This is a genomic window from Streptococcus timonensis (assembly GCF_900095845.1).
GTDB classification, from domain to species: domain Bacteria; phylum Bacillota; class Bacilli; order Lactobacillales; family Streptococcaceae; genus Streptococcus; species Streptococcus timonensis.
On record NZ_FMIX01000004.1, the window covers coordinates 671,390 to 689,994 of the forward strand.

General features: G+C 35.9%; 19 protein-coding genes, 1 tRNA gene, 1 pseudogene and 1 riboswitch. Of the genes and pseudogenes, 16 read left to right on the forward strand and 5 right to left on the reverse strand.

All coding sequences use genetic code 11. From position 1 onward, the window contains the following. Window positions 1-28: 28 nt before the first annotated feature. From yycF to BQ2679_RS06845, 3 genes are read left to right on the forward strand one after another with little or no spacing between them, the layout of a single operon-like run. Entirely contained in the window at window positions 29-733 is a 705-nt protein-coding gene (yycF, locus tag BQ2679_RS06835) for a response regulator YycF (protein WP_075567482.1), read from the forward strand. Beyond that, complete coding sequence (gene vicK, locus BQ2679_RS06840; RefSeq protein WP_075567483.1) at window positions 726-2,075, forward strand: cell wall metabolism sensor histidine kinase VicK; 1,350 nt, start codon at window positions 726-728, stop codon at window positions 2,073-2,075. Before yycF ends, vicK begins: the two co-directional genes overlap by 8 nt. A 1-nt stretch (window position 2,076) precedes the next feature. Continuing rightward, a complete protein-coding gene (locus BQ2679_RS06845) occupies window positions 2,077-2,886 on the forward strand; it encodes an MBL fold metallo-hydrolase (RefSeq protein ID WP_075567484.1) in 810 nt (269 codons plus the stop codon). Between the two features lie 34 nt (window positions 2,887-2,920). Here the strand turns inward: BQ2679_RS06845 and BQ2679_RS06850 are convergent, their stop codons facing one another. Together BQ2679_RS06850 and BQ2679_RS06855 are read right to left on the reverse strand one after the other, a co-directional pair. Next, window positions 2,921-3,268, reverse strand: coding sequence for a DUF6568 family protein (locus BQ2679_RS06850; protein WP_075567485.1), 348 nt, complete (start codon window positions 3,266-3,268; stop codon window positions 2,921-2,923). Between the two features lie 108 nt (window positions 3,269-3,376). Next, entirely contained in the window at window positions 3,377-5,095 is a 1,719-nt protein-coding gene (locus BQ2679_RS06855) for a phospho-sugar mutase (protein WP_075567486.1), read from the reverse strand. Window positions 5,096-5,386: 291 nt separating this feature from the next. On the opposite strand from BQ2679_RS06855, the gene BQ2679_RS06860 reads away from it, so the two are divergent. Both BQ2679_RS06860 and BQ2679_RS06865 read left to right on the forward strand, forming a co-directional pair. Continuing rightward, on the forward strand, window positions 5,387-6,568 hold the full coding sequence (locus BQ2679_RS06860; protein WP_075567487.1) for a DUF4352 domain-containing protein: 1,182 nt from the start codon (window positions 5,387-5,389) through the stop codon (window positions 6,566-6,568). A gap of 84 nt (window positions 6,569-6,652) precedes the next feature. Beyond that, complete coding sequence (locus tag BQ2679_RS06865; RefSeq protein ID WP_075567488.1) at window positions 6,653-8,554, forward strand: ABC-F family ATP-binding cassette domain-containing protein; 1,902 nt, start codon at window positions 6,653-6,655, stop codon at window positions 8,552-8,554. 64 nt (window positions 8,555-8,618) lie between these two features. Here the strand turns inward: BQ2679_RS06865 and BQ2679_RS06870 are convergent. The 3 genes from BQ2679_RS06870 to BQ2679_RS06880 form a co-directional block, all read right to left on the reverse strand. Further along, window positions 8,619-8,690: transfer RNA gene (locus tag BQ2679_RS06870), tRNA-Arg, on the reverse strand. 108 nt (window positions 8,691-8,798) lie between these two features. Then, window positions 8,799-9,176 (reverse strand): large conductance mechanosensitive channel protein MscL, encoded by a 378-nt coding sequence (gene mscL, locus BQ2679_RS06875; protein WP_075567489.1) that lies wholly within the window; start codon window positions 9,174-9,176, stop codon window positions 8,799-8,801. Between the two features lie 70 nt (window positions 9,177-9,246). Then, complete coding sequence (locus BQ2679_RS06880; protein ID WP_075568069.1) at window positions 9,247-9,681, reverse strand: GtrA family protein; 435 nt, start codon at window positions 9,679-9,681, stop codon at window positions 9,247-9,249. 28 nt (window positions 9,682-9,709) lie between these two features. Then, window positions 9,710-9,809: riboswitch (PreQ1 riboswitch) on the forward strand. Between BQ2679_RS06880 and BQ2679_RS06885 the strand changes: the two genes are divergently transcribed. From BQ2679_RS06885 to truB, 11 genes and pseudogenes are all read left to right on the forward strand, one after another. Continuing rightward, on the forward strand, window positions 9,807-10,316 hold the full coding sequence (locus tag BQ2679_RS06885) for a QueT transporter family protein (protein ID WP_075567490.1): 510 nt from the start codon (window positions 9,807-9,809) through the stop codon (window positions 10,314-10,316). It overlaps the preceding riboswitch by 3 nt. A gap of 175 nt (window positions 10,317-10,491) precedes the next feature. Next, window positions 10,492-10,839, forward strand: a complete 348-nt coding sequence (locus BQ2679_RS06890) for a hypothetical protein (protein WP_244491722.1) — start codon at window positions 10,492-10,494, stop codon at window positions 10,837-10,839. Window positions 10,840-10,879: 40 nt separating this feature from the next. Continuing rightward, window positions 10,880-11,463 (forward strand): annotated as a pseudogene (locus BQ2679_RS10515) (hypothetical protein). A gap of 141 nt (window positions 11,464-11,604) precedes the next feature. Then, window positions 11,605-12,402, forward strand: coding sequence for a formate/nitrite transporter family protein (locus tag BQ2679_RS06905; protein ID WP_075567492.1), 798 nt, complete (start codon window positions 11,605-11,607; stop codon window positions 12,400-12,402). Between the two features lie 256 nt (window positions 12,403-12,658). After that, entirely contained in the window at window positions 12,659-13,456 is a 798-nt protein-coding gene (locus tag BQ2679_RS06910; RefSeq protein WP_075567493.1) for a formate/nitrite transporter family protein, read from the forward strand. 79 nt (window positions 13,457-13,535) lie between these two features. Next, entirely contained in the window at window positions 13,536-14,810 is a 1,275-nt protein-coding gene (locus BQ2679_RS06915; protein WP_075567494.1) for a DUF2130 domain-containing protein, read from the forward strand. A gap of 25 nt (window positions 14,811-14,835) precedes the next feature. Continuing rightward, window positions 14,836-15,654, forward strand: coding sequence for a hypothetical protein (locus BQ2679_RS06920; RefSeq protein WP_075567495.1), 819 nt, complete (start codon window positions 14,836-14,838; stop codon window positions 15,652-15,654). 11 nt (window positions 15,655-15,665) lie between these two features. Then, a complete protein-coding gene (locus tag BQ2679_RS06925; RefSeq protein WP_075567496.1) occupies window positions 15,666-16,472 on the forward strand; it encodes a hypothetical protein in 807 nt (268 codons plus the stop codon). After that, a complete protein-coding gene (locus BQ2679_RS11105; RefSeq protein ID WP_244491723.1) occupies window positions 16,472-16,585 on the forward strand; it encodes a DUF4176 domain-containing protein in 114 nt (37 codons plus the stop codon). The genes BQ2679_RS06925 and BQ2679_RS11105 overlap by 1 nt, the downstream gene beginning before the upstream one ends. 44 nt (window positions 16,586-16,629) lie before the next feature. After that, window positions 16,630-17,391, forward strand: a complete 762-nt coding sequence (locus tag BQ2679_RS06930; RefSeq protein WP_075567497.1) for a hypothetical protein — start codon at window positions 16,630-16,632, stop codon at window positions 17,389-17,391. A gap of 163 nt (window positions 17,392-17,554) precedes the next feature. Beyond that, a complete protein-coding gene (gene truB / locus BQ2679_RS06935; RefSeq protein ID WP_075567498.1) occupies window positions 17,555-18,433 on the forward strand; it encodes a tRNA pseudouridine(55) synthase TruB in 879 nt (292 codons plus the stop codon). Window positions 18,434-18,605 lie beyond the last annotated feature (172 nt).

The following is an 18,605-nucleotide window of genomic DNA, read 5'->3' on the forward strand; positions in this document are numbered from 1 at the left end:
ATAATGAGATAAGGAAAAGGTGAACAAAATGAAAAAAATATTGATTGTAGATGATGAAAAACCAATCTCGGACATTATTAAGTTTAATATGACTAAAGAAGGCTACGAAGTAGTAACTGCCTTTAATGGTCGTGAAGCTATTGAATTATTTGAAGCTGAAAAGCCAGATATTATTATTTTAGACTTAATGTTACCTGAGATTGATGGACTTGAAGTTGCTAAAACGATTCGGAAAACAAGTAGTGTGCCAATAATCATGCTTTCAGCAAAAGACAGTGAGTTTGATAAGGTTATTGGACTAGAGCTTGGTGCTGATGACTATGTGACCAAGCCTTTTTCAAACCGTGAACTACAAGCCCGTGTTAAAGCTTTACTTCGTCGTTCTGAGATCTTATCAGTTGACAACCAAGAAGTAGAAGCAAAATTACAAAGTATTCAAATTGGTGATTTAGAGATTCTTCCAGACGCTTATGTTGCGAAAAAATATGGAGAAGAATTAGAATTGACACACCGTGAATTTGAACTTTTATATCACTTAGCGACGCATATTGGACAGGTCATTACTCGTGAACATCTGCTTGAAACTGTTTGGGGTTATGATTATTTTGGTGATGTTCGTACTGTTGATGTAACCATTAGACGTTTGCGTGAAAAAATCGAAGACACACCAAGCAGACCAGATTACATTTTAACTCGTCGTGGTGTTGGGTATTACATGAGAAATAATGATTGAAATAATTAGACAAACAATTTTAACCAGAGATTCCGTCTTTGGACTCATTTTAATCGGATTTATCATGCTTGTTACCTTTCTTTTACTAGAAAGTCGAAGAGATAATATCCGTCTTAAACAACTGAACCAAAAAGTCAAGGATTTGATTGCAGGAGATTATTCTCAAGTTTTGGATATGCAAGGAAGTTCAGAGATAACTAATATTACAAATAATCTTAATGACCTATCTGAAGTTATCCGCCTAACTCAAGAAAATCTTGAGCAAGAGAGTAAAAGATTGAATAGTATTCTCTCCTATATGACGGATGGAGTCCTTGCAACCAATCGTCGTGGTCATATCATTATGATTAATGATATGGCTAAAAAACAACTTGGTGTTGAGAGAGATGAGGCTCTGAATCAGAATATTTTAGAATTGCTTAAAATTGATGATGAGTATGAGCTGAGGGACTTAATTACTCAAAGTCCGGAATTGATGATAGATTCTCAGGATGTGAATGGAGAATACATAAGTATTCGTGTGCGTTTTGCTCTTGTTCGTAGAGAATCTGGCTTTATTTCAGGTCTTGTTGCTGTATTACACGATACAACTGAACAAGAGAAGGAAGAACGGGAGAGAAGGCTCTTCGTATCGAATGTTAGTCATGAACTGCGAACTCCTTTGACCAGTGTAAAATCTTATCTAGAGGCCTTGGATGAAGGTGCTTTGTCAGAACCAGTTGCGCCTGATTTTATTAAAGTATCATTAGATGAGACCAATCGAATGATGCGAATGGTAACAGATCTCTTACATCTATCGCGTATTGATAATGCTACTAGCAACTTAGACGTAGAATTAATTAATTTTACTGCCTTCATTACCTTTATACTCAATCGTTTTGATAAAATCAAAAGTCAAGATGAGAATCTGAAGTATGAATTAATTAGAGATTATCCAATTACCTCCGTATGGATTGAGATCGATACAGATAAGATGACTCAGGTGATTGATAATATTTTAAACAATGCTATCAAATATTCACCAGACGGTGGGAAAATCACTGTTTCTATGAAAACAACTGACGATCAAATGATTCTATCTATATCCGATCAAGGATTGGGAATTCCAAAACAAGATTTACCTAAAATTTTTGACCGTTTCTATCGTGTGGATCGTGCTAGAAGCCGTGCTCAAGGTGGAACTGGTTTAGGATTAGCCATTGCTAAGGAAATCATCAAGCAACATAATGGATTTATCTGGGCCAAAAGTGAATATGGTAAAGGCTCAACCTTTACTATTGTACTTCCTTATGATAAGGATGCTGTAAAAGATGAAATTTGGGAGGATGAACTAGAAGACTAGAATGAATGAAAAAGGATTTAAATATAGTATTTTAGCATCGGGTTCTAGTGGAAATTCGTTTTACTTAGAAACACCCAAAAAGAAGATTTTGGTTGATGCAGGTTTATCTGGGAAAAAGATTACGAGTCTTTTAGGTGAAATTAATCGGAAGCCTGAAGATTTGGATGCCATTCTGATAACTCATGAACACGCAGATCATATCCATGGAATCGGTGTTCTAGCTCGAAAGTATGGAATGGATCTTTATGCTAATGAAAAAACTTGGCAAGCTATGGAAAATAGTAAGTACCTAGGAAAAGTGGATTCATCACAAAAACATATTTTTGAGATGGGAAAAACTAAGACTTTTGGTGATATTGACATTGAAAGTTTTGGTGTTAGCCATGATGCTGTTGCTCCACAGTTTTACCGCTTTATGAAGGATGATAAGAGTTTTGTCATGCTAACGGATACAGGATATGTCAGTGACCGTATGGCAGGTATAGTCGAAAACGCCGATGGCTATCTAATTGAGTCAAACCATGATGTAGAAATACTTCGAGCAGGTTCTTACGCATGGCGACTCAAACAACGAATCCTATCCGATCTTGGCCACCTCTCAAATGAAGATGGAGCAGATGCCATGATTCGCACACTAGGTAATCGTACCAAGAAGATTTACCTAGGACATCTATCTAAAGAGAATAATATCAAGGAGCTAGCCCACATGACTATGGTCAATCAGTTAGCTCAAGCAGATCTAGGAGTAGGAGTGGATTTTCAAGTTTACGATACGTCTCCAGACACTGCAACACCACTAACAGACATATAAAAAAGAAGGCAGACGCCTTCTTTTTTATATATTTTTACAATCCAGCAAATTCTTTGATTTCTTGAGCTGACATAGAAGAATTACAACGGACCTTAATCTCACCATTTTCAACATGAACAAAACCTGGTACAGTTGGGATTTCGTAACGTGATCGGAAGTCTTGCAATGCATCTAGTTGACTTGGTTCTTCACTATTGATGAAATAGATGTGTGCTTTTGTTTCAGCTACCACACCAGCCAAAGTGCCAGCAAATTTACGGCAGTAAGGGCAAGTCTTGCGTCCAACAAAGAAATTCGCTGTTTCTTTTTTGTCGATGGCTTCTTGTGCACGCGCAACAGTTGTAACTTCAAGATCTTTAATATTTTCTAAGAATTGTTCCATAAGAATACCTCGTTTAATTTGATAAAACTAGTATGCCATAAAGTCTTTAAAAATGCTTAGATTTGATACGAAAAAAGATGAGATTAGTTGATCTCATCTTTTAATTATTTATTTTACAAAGGTATTGATTTCAGCTTCGATATTAGCAATCTTAGCTTGTGAATCTTCGTTGCTTTCTCCAACAACGGCAATGTAGAACTTGATTTTTGGTTCAGTACCGGAAGGACGAACTGCAATCCAAGAACCATCAGCAAGTGTGTATTTCAAGACATCACTTGGAGGAGTCGTCAAGGCTGTTACAGTACCATCAGCTGCAGTAGAAGTCTGTGCTTTGAAGTCTTCAGTGATTGAAACAGCTGTTGCGTTCCATTCTTTTGGACCATTTTCACGGAATTTCGCCATAATGGCTTTGATTTGCTCAGCACCGTCAACACCAGAAAGAGTAACAGAGATTGTTTTTTCAGCATAGTAGCCGTACTCTTTGTAGATTTCTTCGATACCGTCAGCAAGAGTCAAACCACGATAGCGGTAGTAAGCTGCAAGTTCAGCAACTACAAGGACAGCTTGGATGGCATCTTTATCACGTACGAATGGTTTGATCAAGTAACCGAAGCTTTCTTCAAATCCCATCATGTAAGTGTGATTGTGTTTTTCTTCGAATTCTTGAATTTTTTCAGCGATAAATTTGAAACCAGTCAAGACGTTGAACATGGTTGCGCCGTAGCTTTCAGCAATCTTGGTTACCAAGTCAGTTGAAACAATCGATTTGCAGAGGGCTGCATTTTCTGGAAGAGTTCCAGCATTTTTGTGAGCTTCCAAGATGTACTTAGCCATGATAGCACCGATTTGGTTACCTGAAAGGTTAAGGTAGCTACCGTCTTTTTGAAGGACTTCAACACCAACACGGTCAGCATCTGGGTCAGTTGCCACTAGAACATCAGCGCCTACTTGGCGTCCGAGTTCTTCAGCAAGTGCAAAGGCTGCTTGACTCTCTGGGTTTGGAGATTTAACAGTTGAGAAGTCTGGATCTGGTGTTGCTTGAGCTTCAACGACTTGAACAGAATCAAATCCTGCTTGAGCAAGAGCACGACGAGCTAACATTTCACCAGTACCGTGAAGTGGAGTATAGACAATCTTCATGTCTTTACCAAATTCTTCAATCAAGGCAGGGTTGATGTTAACGTCTTTTACTTCTTTAAGGTATTCAACATCGACAGCTTCGCCAATAACTTCAATCAAGCCAGAAGCTTTTTCAGCTTCAATATCAGCAACTTCAACAGCAAATGGATTTTCGATCGAACGGATGTAAGTTGTCAAAGCGTCTGCATCGTGTGGAGGCATTTGACCACCATCTTCGCCATAAACCTTGTAACCGTTAAATGGAGCTGGGTTGTGGCTAGCAGTAATCATGATACCCGCAAAGCAGTTGAGGTGACGAACGGCAAATGAAAGTTCTGGAGTTGGACGGAGACTTTCGAAAACATACGACTTAATGCCGTGTTTAGCAAGGACTGCAGCAGACTCAAAGGCAAACTCTGGAGAGAAGTGACGGCTATCATAAGCGATGGCTACACCACGTTCTTTTTCATTTCCACCTTTTGATTCGATCAAACGAGCCAAACCTTCAGTTGCTTGACGGACTACATAGATGTTAATACGGTTGGTACCGGCACCAATCAATCCGCGCATACCAGCAGTACCGAATTCTAGATTTGTGTAGAAGGCATCTTCTTTAGTTTTTTCATCCATGCTTTCCAAATCACGACGAAGGTAATCTGGTAGATCAGCAAAATCAGCCCACTTTTGGAAGTTTTCTTGATAAGTCATAGTACAACTCCTTATTTCTAATGTGTTATCGTTCTCATTATATCACTATTTTTTTCACAAGTAAAATTCTAATTGGAAAAACATGTATTTTTCTAGTGTCCTGATTTATGCTATTAAACAAGTTCATTTTTTATATAAGAATGAGGTTCTAGACTTAATAAAGATTTTTTAAAAAATTCTTTATATGTCAAATCAATTTGGTATATTTTAGGGTGTCAGAAACCTGATACATTTTTGAAATGCATGAGTATTATGGTATAATAGAGTAGATAGAATAAGGAGAATAATATCATGAAAAAAATCTATCAGTATTCTGTTTTATTTGTAACAGTTATGTCCTTAGTTGCTTGTGGAACTAAGCAAGAGGCTAGTGATAATGGTAGTGTTTCGAATTCAAAATTTGAAATATCAGTCAAGGACGGAATGTATATTCATCCTTCGGATGAAGACTCGTCATCTCATTATCTAGCTCTTCAAGTTGAAATAAAAAACAATCAAGAAAAGAAATTTAATTTTATAACTAGTGATATTACTCTATATAATGATAAGGATGAAAAGATAGAACCGATTCAAATTTATGAGTCAGATAGTAAAACTAAATTCTTGGAATATGGAGAAAGTATCGCGAAAGGAAAAAGTGTAGCCGGTTACGTCGTATATGAAGTAGATAAAGACGCTCAATATGAACTACATTTTTCACCAAGTGACTATGAAGATGAGAAAGAATCTGACAAAGATAAAGATAATGATGTTTCTATAAAACTAGATCCTTCTATATATGAAGATAATATTGATCAAGTAAAAGATTTAGTGAAAAACTATGTGGATGCTGTATATTTAGATGGTGAAAATACAAGTGGTGCTTCAAATATCAGTGTAACTGACAAAAATGCTCAAATTGTACCTTTAGTTGATAATAAGAAGACTACTGAGTCAGATAAGAAGAGTGATTCTGAATCTGACGCTGTTACAAACGATGTAAAAGCTGATAGAGAAGAGTTCATTAAGAAATTTGAAGATACACTTGAAAAGGGATTTTTCAGTTATAAACCATCTAGTGCTGAACTTCGTACGTTTGTGGAATCTTACATTAAAGTAAATGCTAAAAGAGCAAAAGTTGAATACAATGTAAAGACATATCTACCAGATTACGCAGTGGTTTATGTTCGTCCAGAAACAATAGACTTGAAAAACTTAAATGTTTATGAGTTAAGCCGCAAATACTATGAAGAAAATAAAGAAACATACAATAACAATTTTTCTGAAGCATTGAAAGCAGGTGAAAAATTTGTTTTAGAAAATATGCCAAGTCAATTTGAATCTATACCTTTAGATACTCCTGATCATATGGATAGAGAAGGATTTGAAATCAAAATGACTAAGAAAGATGGTAAGTGGACTATCGATACATCTTCAAGAAACTATGAGTTAAATTCATTGTCACGTGCTTTCCGTGGAGGTTTTGGTTATTAAATAAAGGTTCGAGTAGTTTCTCGAACCTTTTTCTGTTTGTTTGTCAGAATTGTTAAAATCAAAAAAAGATAGTAAAATGGTTACATGATTATTTTACAAGCTAATAAAATTGAACGCTCATTTGCAGGAGAAGTTTTATTTGATAATATCAATCTCCAAGTAGATGAAAGAGATCGTATCGCTCTCGTTGGAAAAAATGGAGCAGGAAAGTCTACATTATTGAAAATATTGGTTGGAGAAGAAGAACCAACCAGTGGAGAGATAAATAAGAAAAAAGATATTTCTCTCTCTTATCTAGCACAGGATAGTCGATTTGAGTCAGAAAATACCATCTATGACGAAATGTTGCATGTCTTTGATGATTTACGTAGCACAGAAAAACAGCTTCGCCAAATGGAACTTGAGATGGGTGAAAAGACAGGTGCTGATTTAGAAAATTTGATGTCTAATTATGACCTCTTATCTGAGAATTTCCGTCAGGCTGGAGGTTTTTCCTACGAAGCTGATATTCGCTCTATTTTAAATGGTTTTAAGTTTGATGAGTCTATGTGGCAGATGAGAATCGCTGAGCTTTCTGGTGGGCAAAATACACGTTTAGCTCTGGCAAAAATGTTACTTGAGAAACCAAACCTTTTAGTTTTAGATGAACCAACTAACCATCTGGATATTGAAACCATTGCCTGGTTAGAAAACTACCTGGTAAACTATAGCGGTGCCCTCATTATCGTCAGTCATGACCGTTATTTCCTTGATAAAGTGGCTACCATCACTTTGGACTTAACTAAGCATTCTCTAGATAGGTATGTGGGAAATTACTCCTCTTTTGTGGAGCAGAAAGAGCAGAAGCTGCTGACTGAAGCTAAGAACTATGAAAAGCAGCAAAAAGAAATAGCTGCCCTAGAAGACTTTGTTAATCGTAATTTAGTACGAGCTTCGACCACCAAACGTGCCCAGTCCCGTCGCAAGCAACTGGAAAAGATGGAGCGTTTGGACAAGCCTGAAGCTGGTAAGAAATCGGCTAATATGACCTTCCATTCTGATAAAGTATCAGGAAATGTCGTTTTGGAGGTTGAAAATGCTGCTATAGGTTATGATGGGGAAATACTATCAGAGCCTATCAATCTCGACCTTCGTAAGATGAATGCGGTAGCAGTTGTAGGTCCTAATGGTATTGGGAAGACAACCTTTATCAAGTCTATAGTGGACCAGATTCCCTTTATCAAGGGAGAGAAGCGTTTTGGTGCCAATGTTGAGGTTGGCTACTATGACCAAACTCAAAGTAAGCTAACACCAAGTAATAGTGTTCTAGACGAACTCTGGAATGATTTTAAATTAAGACCAGAAGTTGAAATCCGTAATCGTCTAGGTGCCTTCCTTTTCTCAGGTGACGATGTTAAGAAATCTGTAGGGATGTTGTCGGGTGGAGAGAAAGCTCGCTTGCTGCTGGCGAAGTTGTCTATGGAAAATAATAACTTCCTAATACTTGATGAGCCAACCAACCACTTGGACATTGATAGCAAGGAAGTTCTAGAAAATGCCCTGATTGACTTTGACGGAACTCTTCTCTTTGTCAGTCATGACCGTTACTTTATCAATCGAGTAGCCACTCATGTACTGGAATTATCTGAAAATGGTTCTACCCTCTATTTGGGTGATTATGACTATTATGTTGATAAAAAAGCAGAGTTAGCAACTTCTAAAGAAGTGGAATTAGAGACTATCAATCAAGAGAAGGAAAGTTCTTCTCTTAATGATTACCAAGTTCAGAAGGAGACACAAAAAGAGCTTCGTAAGCTAATGAAACAAATTGAAAAACTTGAGACAGAAATCGAAGAACTTGAAACTCAAGCCCAAGATATCTCAGAGCAAATGCTAACTAGCAATGATGCCGATGAACTCATGCAATTACAAGCAGAACTTGATAAGATTAGTCAACGTCAGGAAGAAGCTATGCTGGAGTGGGAAGAACTATCGGAGCAGGTATAGATATAAATAAAAAAGTAGTGATAATACACTGCTTTTTCAATTATTAATAATATTCTATCTATAATCCACCCTGAGGGAATCGAACCCCCATCTCAAGAACCGGAATCTTACGTGATATCCATTACACTAAGGGTGGAAACTTCCCTCATTATATCAAAAAATATGGTGTAACTCAAGAGTCATCTAAAAGATGAAATATAACAATAAAAAAGGATTTAGACAATATCTAAATCCTTTTAAATATTTATTTTTTTTCAAGAAGTGCTTTGATTTCTTGAAGAACTTCCAATTCAGTTGGACCTGCTGGAGCTTCTTCAGCTTCTTCTTTCTTACCAAGGCTTTGAGCTTTTTCAATTCCTTTAACAACAAAGAAAAGAACAGTACCTACAACAACAAAGTTGATAATAGCGCTCAAGAAACTTCCGTAAGCAACACCATTCCATGAAAGTTCAGCGATACGATCAACGTTCGCAGCTTTCAAAGCTGGGTTCAATAGAAGTGGAGTGATGATATCGTTAACGAATGAAGTTACGATAGCACCAAATGCAGTGGCGATGATCACACCGACAGCAAGGTCTACGACATTACCACGGAGCAAAAATGCTTTAAGATCTTTTAACATTTTCTTTTTCCTTTCGAAATTCTTCAGTTTACATTGTATCGTAAATTTATATTAATTGCAAGAAAAGTGATTATTTCTTTTTAAATACAAAAAGCTTACTAAAAACGTAGTTGAGAATAACCATCGTAACCTGTGCAATAAAGATTTCAACTGTATTAATTGTATTAATATCATTTCCAACAAAGTAACCAATGATCTGAGGGAAGCTTGTTACAAAAATAAAAGTTAGTAGAAGATCCAATAAAAATGTTATTAGTCTTGCAGAGGTAAATTTAATTAATCGGTTAAACCAGTTTTTTCTTTGTTGCTTAAATACAAATGTGTCATTTGTAAAAAAGGCAAATAGAATTCCAGCAATATTCCCTAAAGCAGTCGCAACTAGCTCTTGCTGTGTTAGATAAAAGATGACGATACGAACAAATATTGATACTACGGTAGTTGCAACTCCAAAAAATAAATAGGATAAAATTTCGTTATCAAAAAATTTTTTTATATATGTTTTCATAAGATTAGTATAGCATAAAGCTGATAAATGTGCTATACTTGTAAAGTTGACTTTTCATCAACCCTTGGTGCTTAGCTTCTTTCACCAAGCATATTACACGCGGCATAGCCGCTAAAGGAGAAAACATGAAAAAACTTACCGTTCGTGATATGGCAGATATTGCCATTGTCGCCGCTATCTATGTGGTCTTAACGATTACGCCACCGCTTAATGCTATCAGTTATGGTGCTTACCAGTTCCGTATCTCTGAAATGATGAATTTCCTAGCTTTTTATAATCCTAAGTATATCATCGGTGTTACGATTGGATGTATGATTGCCAATTTCTTCAGCTTTGGTATTATCGACGTTGCCGTTGGAGGTGGATCGACTTTAGTATTCCTAAGTCTTGGAGTCATCTTGTTTAGCAAATACAGCAAAGACTATCTATTTAATGGATTGATTCGAAAAGATCATTTCTTCTTTTCAATTCTATTCTCAATATCTATGGTAACAATTGCGGCTGAATTGTATCTTGTTGCTGAAGCTCCATTTTTCTTGACATGGTTCACTACAGGTATCGGAGAATTTGCTTCCTTAATCATCGGTGCTATTATCATTGGAAAAATTGGTCAACGAATTGATTTGACTAGATAATTTTTAAACAATTAAGCAGTTGAACCTGGTTCAACTGCTTTTCTTTATATTTGAGGTTCTTTAGTAGATAAAGTGGTATAATAAAGAAAAATATAAGGAATTTTCTAGTATGTATAGTTATATTTTTTCAGTTTTTGAAATCATTTGGGAACACCAGGTCATTAGATATCTGATAATGTTCTTAGCACTATTTTATTTCTATCTTTTTTTCCAAAGAGTTTCAACAGCCTTAAAAAGTGGTGGGAGTATGTTTGATCCTTTTCATATCGCAAAGGGAAGATTATACATTCATGCTATTATTCTTTTTAGAAAAAGGATTGTTCCTTTAGCTGAAATTAGACAGATAGATATTGATTACATTCGAGGAAGAAGAATGAATGGGGACAGGTATCATCTGTATTTTACAAGGAAAGATGGAAAATCTTTTACTTTTCATTTTGGGAAAAGCAAAAGAAACGAGGAGTTAGTGAAAAATCTTGCCAATGTGGCCAAGAAGTACCATATTAAAATCCATCATTATTAAGAGTCAATTGCTAAAATTGAATTGTTGTCACTTGTGAAGGTTGTCAAAGCAATGTGATATTTTATTTTATGAGGAGTTTCGAGAGGTCGAATTTTCTCAGATCAATGAAGTTTATTCTCTTTCGCCCATAGCCTTTGCTAAAGATGGAAGTGGGGGAGAATATGTTATTCATTGAGGATGAGAGTATCGGCTTTATAGAGAGTGAAGGCCAAGTTGGGAGGGGGGGCAGAAAGCCTTAGGGACCTGCTTGCCTTCTTACTTCATGCTGAATTTATCTCAGATATTTCCTGTTGTTTGCTCTATCATAACAAGCATTTGCTGTCACAATTCTGTAAAGGATATATCGACAAAGTACGAGAAAACTATCAGTCAGAAGGTGAAGATTGAGATAAAGTGAGAACTGGACTTGCACAAGAGTTGGGACTTGAATTTGATCCAGAAAAACTGCAAGAGTTAGCCTTAAAATTTTATCAATCAGCCATAAGAACCCCTATTTTCACTTGTAAATATGGTCATGCTGAGGATGAATATGCTTTTGATTCTATTTTGTCCGATATTATCGGCTTGTGGGTTTCAGAGCTTGTTGGAATGAGTAGGGAAGAAATTATGAACTTTGGCAACTAATGGCTAGATGGTAATGATTTTTCGCTGTAGCTTGTGTAAGGACTTCTAAAAAAGATGATAGAAAAATAAGGTCTGAAAGATTCTTTATTCTCTTAAAGTTTTTTATGTTATAATAGTAACAGAAAATTTTTAGGAGTTTATATGAGTTCTTCAGAATTTATTTCAAAGATTGATTATTATTGTCATAAGAAAGAAAATCTATTTGACAAAAGTAAGTTCAAATATGCTATTCGTTCCATGTTTGCAGGTGCTTTCTTAACCTTTAGTACAGCCGCTGGTGCTATCGGTGCTGATCTACTAAATAGCATCATTCCTAGTGCTGGCTATTTTCTTTTTCCCTTTGTGTTTGCTTGGGGACTGGTTTACATTGTATTTTTAAATGCTGAATTGGTCACATCAAACATGATGTACCTAACAGCTGGAACATTCTTGAAGAAGATTGATTGGAAGAAAGCCTTTATTATCTTACTCTATTGTGCTTTTTTCAACTTAGTTGGAGCTATCTTAGCAGGTTGGTGCTTTGCTAATTCATCTGCTTTTTCACATCTAACACACGACAGTTACCTACCCAAAATTGTAGCTAAGAAGTTAGCAAGACCTAATGATTTGGTCTTGTTGGAGGGGATTCTGGCAAATATGTTTGTAAACATTGCCATTCTATCATCTATTTTGGTTAAGGATAGCGGTGCTAAGCTGTGGATTATCTTATCAGCCATTTCTATGTTTGTTTTCTTGTCAAACGAGCACATTGCAGCTAACTTTTCATCCTTTAGCATTATTAAATTTAGTATTGTAGCTGACCAGATTGCCAATTTTGATATTCCTAATATCATACGTCATTGGGGAGTTACCTTTGTTGCTAACTTAATAGGTGGCGGTTTCTTGATTGGATTACCATATGCCTTTTTAAATAAAAATGAAGAGACTTATGTAGACTAAAATTTATCAATTGAAGTGGGGAGAAATGCTAGGTTTCTCTCTTTTTATTTTAGTTAAAAATTATATTAATTATAATAAATAGCTTTAGAAGTTCAGGAATAGTTTTCAGAGATATTTGAAGTGTAAAAACTTAATACTACAAGGGTGTAAATGATTCCGATATTTTTAAAAAATATTAGTGATTGATTTATGAAAACCTTCCCATTATATCGATTTTATGTTATAATATTCACAAATAAAAGTTTTAGGAGTTTATATGGTCTCATCAGAATTTATTTCAAAAATCGAATTTGCTTGTAAGAAAAAGGAAAGTCTTTACAGTCAAAGTAAATTCAAATATGCAATTCGCTCAATGTTTGCAGGCGCTTTCTTAACTTTCAGTACGGCAGCAGGAGCCGTTGGTGCAGATTTGATTAATAAGATTGTACCAGGTAGTGGACGCTTCCTTTTCCCGTTTGTTTTCGCTTGGGGACTAGCTTATATTGTCTTCTTAAATGCTGAATTGGTAACGTCAAACATGATGTTCTTAACAGCGGGTAGTTTTTTGAAAAAAATTAGCTGGAGAAAAACAGCTGAAATTCTTCTATATTGTACTTTCTTTAACTTAATTGGTGCGCTTATCGCTGGTTGGGGATTTGCTCATTCAGCAGCTTACGCTAATCTAACACATGATAGCTTTATTTCTGGAGTTGTAGAAATGAAGTTGGGACGCTCTAATGAACTTGTTTTACTTGAAGGTATTCTAGCTAATATCTTTGTAAACATCGCCATTCTTTCATTTGTTTTAGTTAAGGATGGTGGAGCAAAACTTTGGTTGGTTCTATCAGCCATTTACATGTTTGTATTCTTAACAAATGAGCACATCGCCGCAAACTTTGCTTCATTTGCGATTGTGAAGTTCAGTGTTGCTGCTGATTCTATCGCAAACTTCGGTATTGGAAATATTCTTCGTCACTGGGGTGTAACCTTTATTGGTAACTTTATCGGCGGTGGTCTACTGATGGGATTGCCTTATGCCTTCTTAAACAAGAACGAAGATACATACGTAGATTAAAAGTTGGATTATTCCAACTTTTTCTTTTTGTTTTTCCATGCTATAATGAATGTAGTAATGTTAAATAAAGAGGAAAATCATGAACGAAATTAAATGTCCAAATTGTGGGGAAGTTTTTACAGTTAATGAAAGCCAATATGCAGAGCTGATTTCTCAAGTCCGAACTGTAGAGTTTGATAAGGAATTGCATGAACGTATGAAGCAAGAGCTGGCCTTGGCTGAGCAAAAAGCCATGAATGAACAGCAGACAAAACTTGCGCAAAAAGACCAAGAAATTGCCCAGCTTCAAAGTCAAATTCAGAACTTTGATACCGAAAAAGAATTAGCCAAAAAGGAAGTAGAGCAAAGTGCTAGTCAAAGTCTCCTAGAGAAGGAAAAAGAAGTTCAAGCACTGGAGAATCAGCTAGCTACCTTACGCTTGGAGCATGAGAATCAACTGCAAAAGACACTGTCTGATTTAGAGAAAGAACGGAAAGAACTGAAGCATCAATTGCTCCTTCAAGAGAAGGAAAACGAACTAAACTTGGCTTCAATTGAGCGAGAACATAAGACGGAGTTAAGATTGGCTAATGAGCAGGTTGAGTTCTATAAGAATTTCAAGGCTCAACAGTCAACCAAGGAAATTGGTGAAAGCTTAGAGAGGTATGCGGAAAGTGAGTTCGACAGAATTCGTAGTTTTGCCTTCCCTAATGCCTATTTCGAAAAGGATAACAAAGTTTCAGCTCGTGGTTCTAAAGGTGATTTTATCTTCCGTGACTTTGATGATAATGGGCTAGAATTCATTTCCATCATGTTTGAGATGAAAAATGAAGCTGACGGAACTGAAAAGAAGCATAAGAATGCAGATTTCTACAAGGAGTTGGATAAGGATCGTCGTGAGAAGAACTGTGAGTATGCCGTATTAGTGACTATGCTTGAGGCTGATAATGATTACTTCAATACTGGAATTGTTGACGTCAGCCACGAGTATGAAAAGATGTATGTCGTGCGCCCTCAGTTCTTTATCCAACTGATCGGGCTCTTGCGCAATGCTGCTCTTAACTCCCTAAAATACAAGCAGGAGTTAGCACTTATACGTGAGCAAAATATTGACATCACCCACTTTGAAGAAGACCTAGATGCTTTTAAGCTTGCCTTTGCCAAAAACTACAACTCAGCTTCTGTTAACTTCGGCAAGGCTATTGACGAAATCGACAAGGCCATCAAAAGGATGGAAGAAGTCAAGAAATTCTTGACCACATCAGAAAACCAACTCCGCCTCGCAAACAATAAGTTGGACGATGTTTCCGTTAAAAAATTGACTCGTAAAAATCCAACTATGAAAGCAAAGTTTGATGCCTTGAAGGGGGAGTAAATTTTCCATAGAACCAGGAATTTATATGAAAAGAGCTATAAAAATTATTAGAATATGGTCAGCTGATAAAATAGAATTAATTTTTCTTAAAATTATATTTAAATACTTGCTGTATTTTTTAGTGTTTTCAACAGTAATTGTTTATGTCTATATTTTTAACCATTCATCGACCACTTACACAAAGATATTAACAATATTTCTTGTCTTTGTTATACTGTTTATTCTTCTATCTAAACTATTACTTGATAAGGCTTTAATTGATATTTTGTCTCAAGATATCAATTTAGCAAAGTATCAAGAAATAGTTGCTAGAGCTGAGGAAAATTCTTTAAATAGAAATGTTCAAGTTCTTCCAAAATATTTGGCAAATGCAAGAGTATCCTTTTATAGAGGACACTTTCAAGATAGTTTAGAATTGCTGAATAACATAAAAAATTGTAATCTAAAAAAATCCAAAAATCTGTACTATGTATTTAATATCAAGTATTATAGCATCCTAAACTTGGTTCATTTGAATGATTGTTTAGAATTGAGAGAATTGATGATAGAAATTGAAGGACTAACAAGTAATGTTCAATCGCAAATTTTAAAATATCAGGAAAAAATTTTGAGTTTAAAGGCTATTGTTGATATCTATTGTAATAAAATATCAAACGATTACTTCGACACTGCGAAACCAGAAAATAAATTAGCTCGAATCATGTTCTCTTATTACGGAGCTCTCAATGCTCAGCTAAAAGGAGATGAAGCTCGTGCTCGTAGTTTGTTTGAAAGTATCGCCCATGAAAATCCAGTACTTTTTTATGTTCAGGAAGCGAAGAAATATATAGGAGCAGAGAAATAAGAGAGTAACATATGAAATTAGTTGAAAAAATAGTTAGTAGGGCGACAGAAAACACTCTGTTGCAAATAGAGACTGTTATTCTAATTAGTTCAGTTGTAGCAATAGGTATTGGAGCAATAGGAGTTTTTTTAGTATACCAACCTGATACCAAAATTTTGGGGCTGATATTTGCTTCACTGATGTGGGTTCTAATCATCTGGATCTTATATCTACGTTTTGTCCTAAACAAAGTTATTTATCTAGTGTTAAACGATTCTATTAATCTTAAGCTCTATGTAGATATGTTCAGGGTCCAATCTGAGAAATCGATTAAGATTTATAGGGCAACATATCAAGAGTATTATCAATTTATCCAAGGTCAAGTAGCTTATCTAAAAGGAGATTTTCAAGCTGCCAAGGAAAATATGTCCAAGTATAATTTGAAAAAAATTTGGGGTAGATTAAGAGACTATACATTTTTAATATCAAGCTTTGAACTATTAAAAGTGTCTATCCATCTTCAAGATATGCAAGATATTGCTTTCTTTGAGGAACAATTGTCCAAGGCACCAGATTCGAAAGGCGGTAAGGCCAAACTCGTTGCTCAAGCCCAAGCCATAAAAGATATTGTGTTCAATAAAGAAATGAATGACTACTTCGACACTGCCGAACCAGAAAATAAGTTAGCTCGAATCATGTTTTCTTATTACGGCGCTCTCAATGCCCAATTAAAAGGAGATGAAGAACGTGCCCGTAGTTTGTTTGAAAGCATCGTCCATGAAAATCCAGATCTATTTTATGTGCAGGAAGCGCAGAAGTATTTAGGAGGAGAAAACTGATGTCAGAACGTACTACTTTACCGATTGGGAGTGTTGTTCGAGCGAGAGAAGGTGTAGAGCCTGTCATGATTGTTAATCATTGTCCAGATACTAAAAAGCAGAGGCAAAAATGAAACTAGGACCATTTGGATTGGGCTTATCAATAGGGGGGTGAAACATGGAAATACAATTAAAATTACGTGGAAACTCAGAAGGATTTATCCTTCAGTCAAAATTACCTGATGATGAATATTGGACTGAAAGAATTGAAATCGTTCAAGAAGAGGAAGGTTATCGTCTATATGCAAAAGATGTAGAAATTCTTGTCTTTAAAAAATCAGAATTCATTTCTAAGAGGAAAAGAATAGTCGCAAGAGGGTTAAATAAGGATTTGATTTATTATGAAGAAAAAAGATTTGAACATTTATGGGAACAAGCGTACTGGCATGGAGTTTTTCAATTCAATTTAAATAACTATGAAATGAGGAGTGTAGGTTCAGGTAGTAAAGGAGATATTTTACCTGTTACAAAAGATGGCATTCCGATTGCCGTTTATGCTGAAAGTAATATTGCAATTGCTGGAAAGAGAAACTTTTCTCTCTATACTGAAAATATTGACGAAATTGACAATTTACTGATGTTTTACATAATTGATTATATTAGGGGGTATGACTTTTTAGATATTGATTCTTTATCTGCAAGATATCGTTTCTTTTATCAATTCAATGATCGCTCAGCTATAACAAAGGAACATTTAGATATGCTTCCAGAGGGGAGAAGACCTTCTAAGTTAGAGGCGTTTATCATTTATTTTTTATCAGCTTTCCTTGTTGTAGGTGTAAGCTTGGTATCATTACGCCCTTTGTTCGCATTTTTAGTAGGATTACTAATACATTATATTTATACTATCTTAAAAAATTGGAGAGACAGAGGTGAATAGTAGGGTATTTACCTATAGATTTGTTATTGATGCTACATAAAAAACCTTAAAAAACATGCCAATAGCCTTATAAAATGCATGAGAGGATGGTTTAAATGATACTGGAACGAATGAAAATAACTTTATTAACCACATGATGAGAAAGGAAATCAGAAAGCAACACATGAACGGTATTATCAACTTAAAAAAAGAAGCAGGAATGACCTCGCATGATGCGGTTTTTAAATTGCGTAAGATTTTAGGAACCAAGAAAATCGGTCACGGTGGTACCTTAGATCCGGATGTGGTGGGTGTTTTGCCTATTGCGGTTGGTAAGGCAACACGCATGGTTGAGTTCATGCAGGATGAGGGTAAAGTCTATGAGGGAGAAATCACTCTAGGTTATTCAACGACTACTGAAGATGCTAGTGGTGAAATAGTTGATGAAACTCCTGTTTTAGCTCCATTGGATGAAAAGCTTGTCGATGAAGCAATTGCTAGTCTGACTGGACCTATCACTCAAATTCCACCAATGTACTCAGCTGTCAAGGTCAATGGGCGCAAGCTCTATGAGTATGCGCGTGCTGGTCAGGAAGTCGAGCGCCCAGAACGTCAGGTGACCATTTATAGTTTTGAAAGAACCAGTCCTATTTCCTACGAGGATAAACTTGCACGTTTTACATTCCGAGTAAAATGTAGCAAGGGAACCTATATCCGTACCTTATCGGTTGACTTGGGAGAAAAACTAGGTTATGCAGCTCATATGTCACATTTGACACGGACAAGTGCTGCAGGTTTACAGTTAGAAGATTCCTTGACCTTGGAAGAAATTGCAGAAAAAGTAGAGGCTGGACAACTGGACTTTCTCCATCCGCTCGAGATTGGGACAGGGGATTTAGTTAAGGTTTATCTTACTCCGGAACAGGCAGAGGAAGTCCGTTTTGGCCGCTTTATTGAGTTAGAGCAAACTGTGAAAGAAGTAGCTGCTTTTGAAGGGGAGCGACTTCTTGCCATTCTCGAAAAACGAGACAATCTCTACAAACCTAGAAAGGTTTTGATTTAAGGATTAAATGTCATAGTAAATTGATGAGCTCGACTCATCTTTTCTTGTTTAAAAATAACTATTTATGATGTATTCTATATTTTGTAAATTAATGTCTGAAAGGCTTGAAAACAGGGTGATATTTGACAGTTTTGCTTGCTTATGATAATATTTAATTTAAAGAAATGCTAGA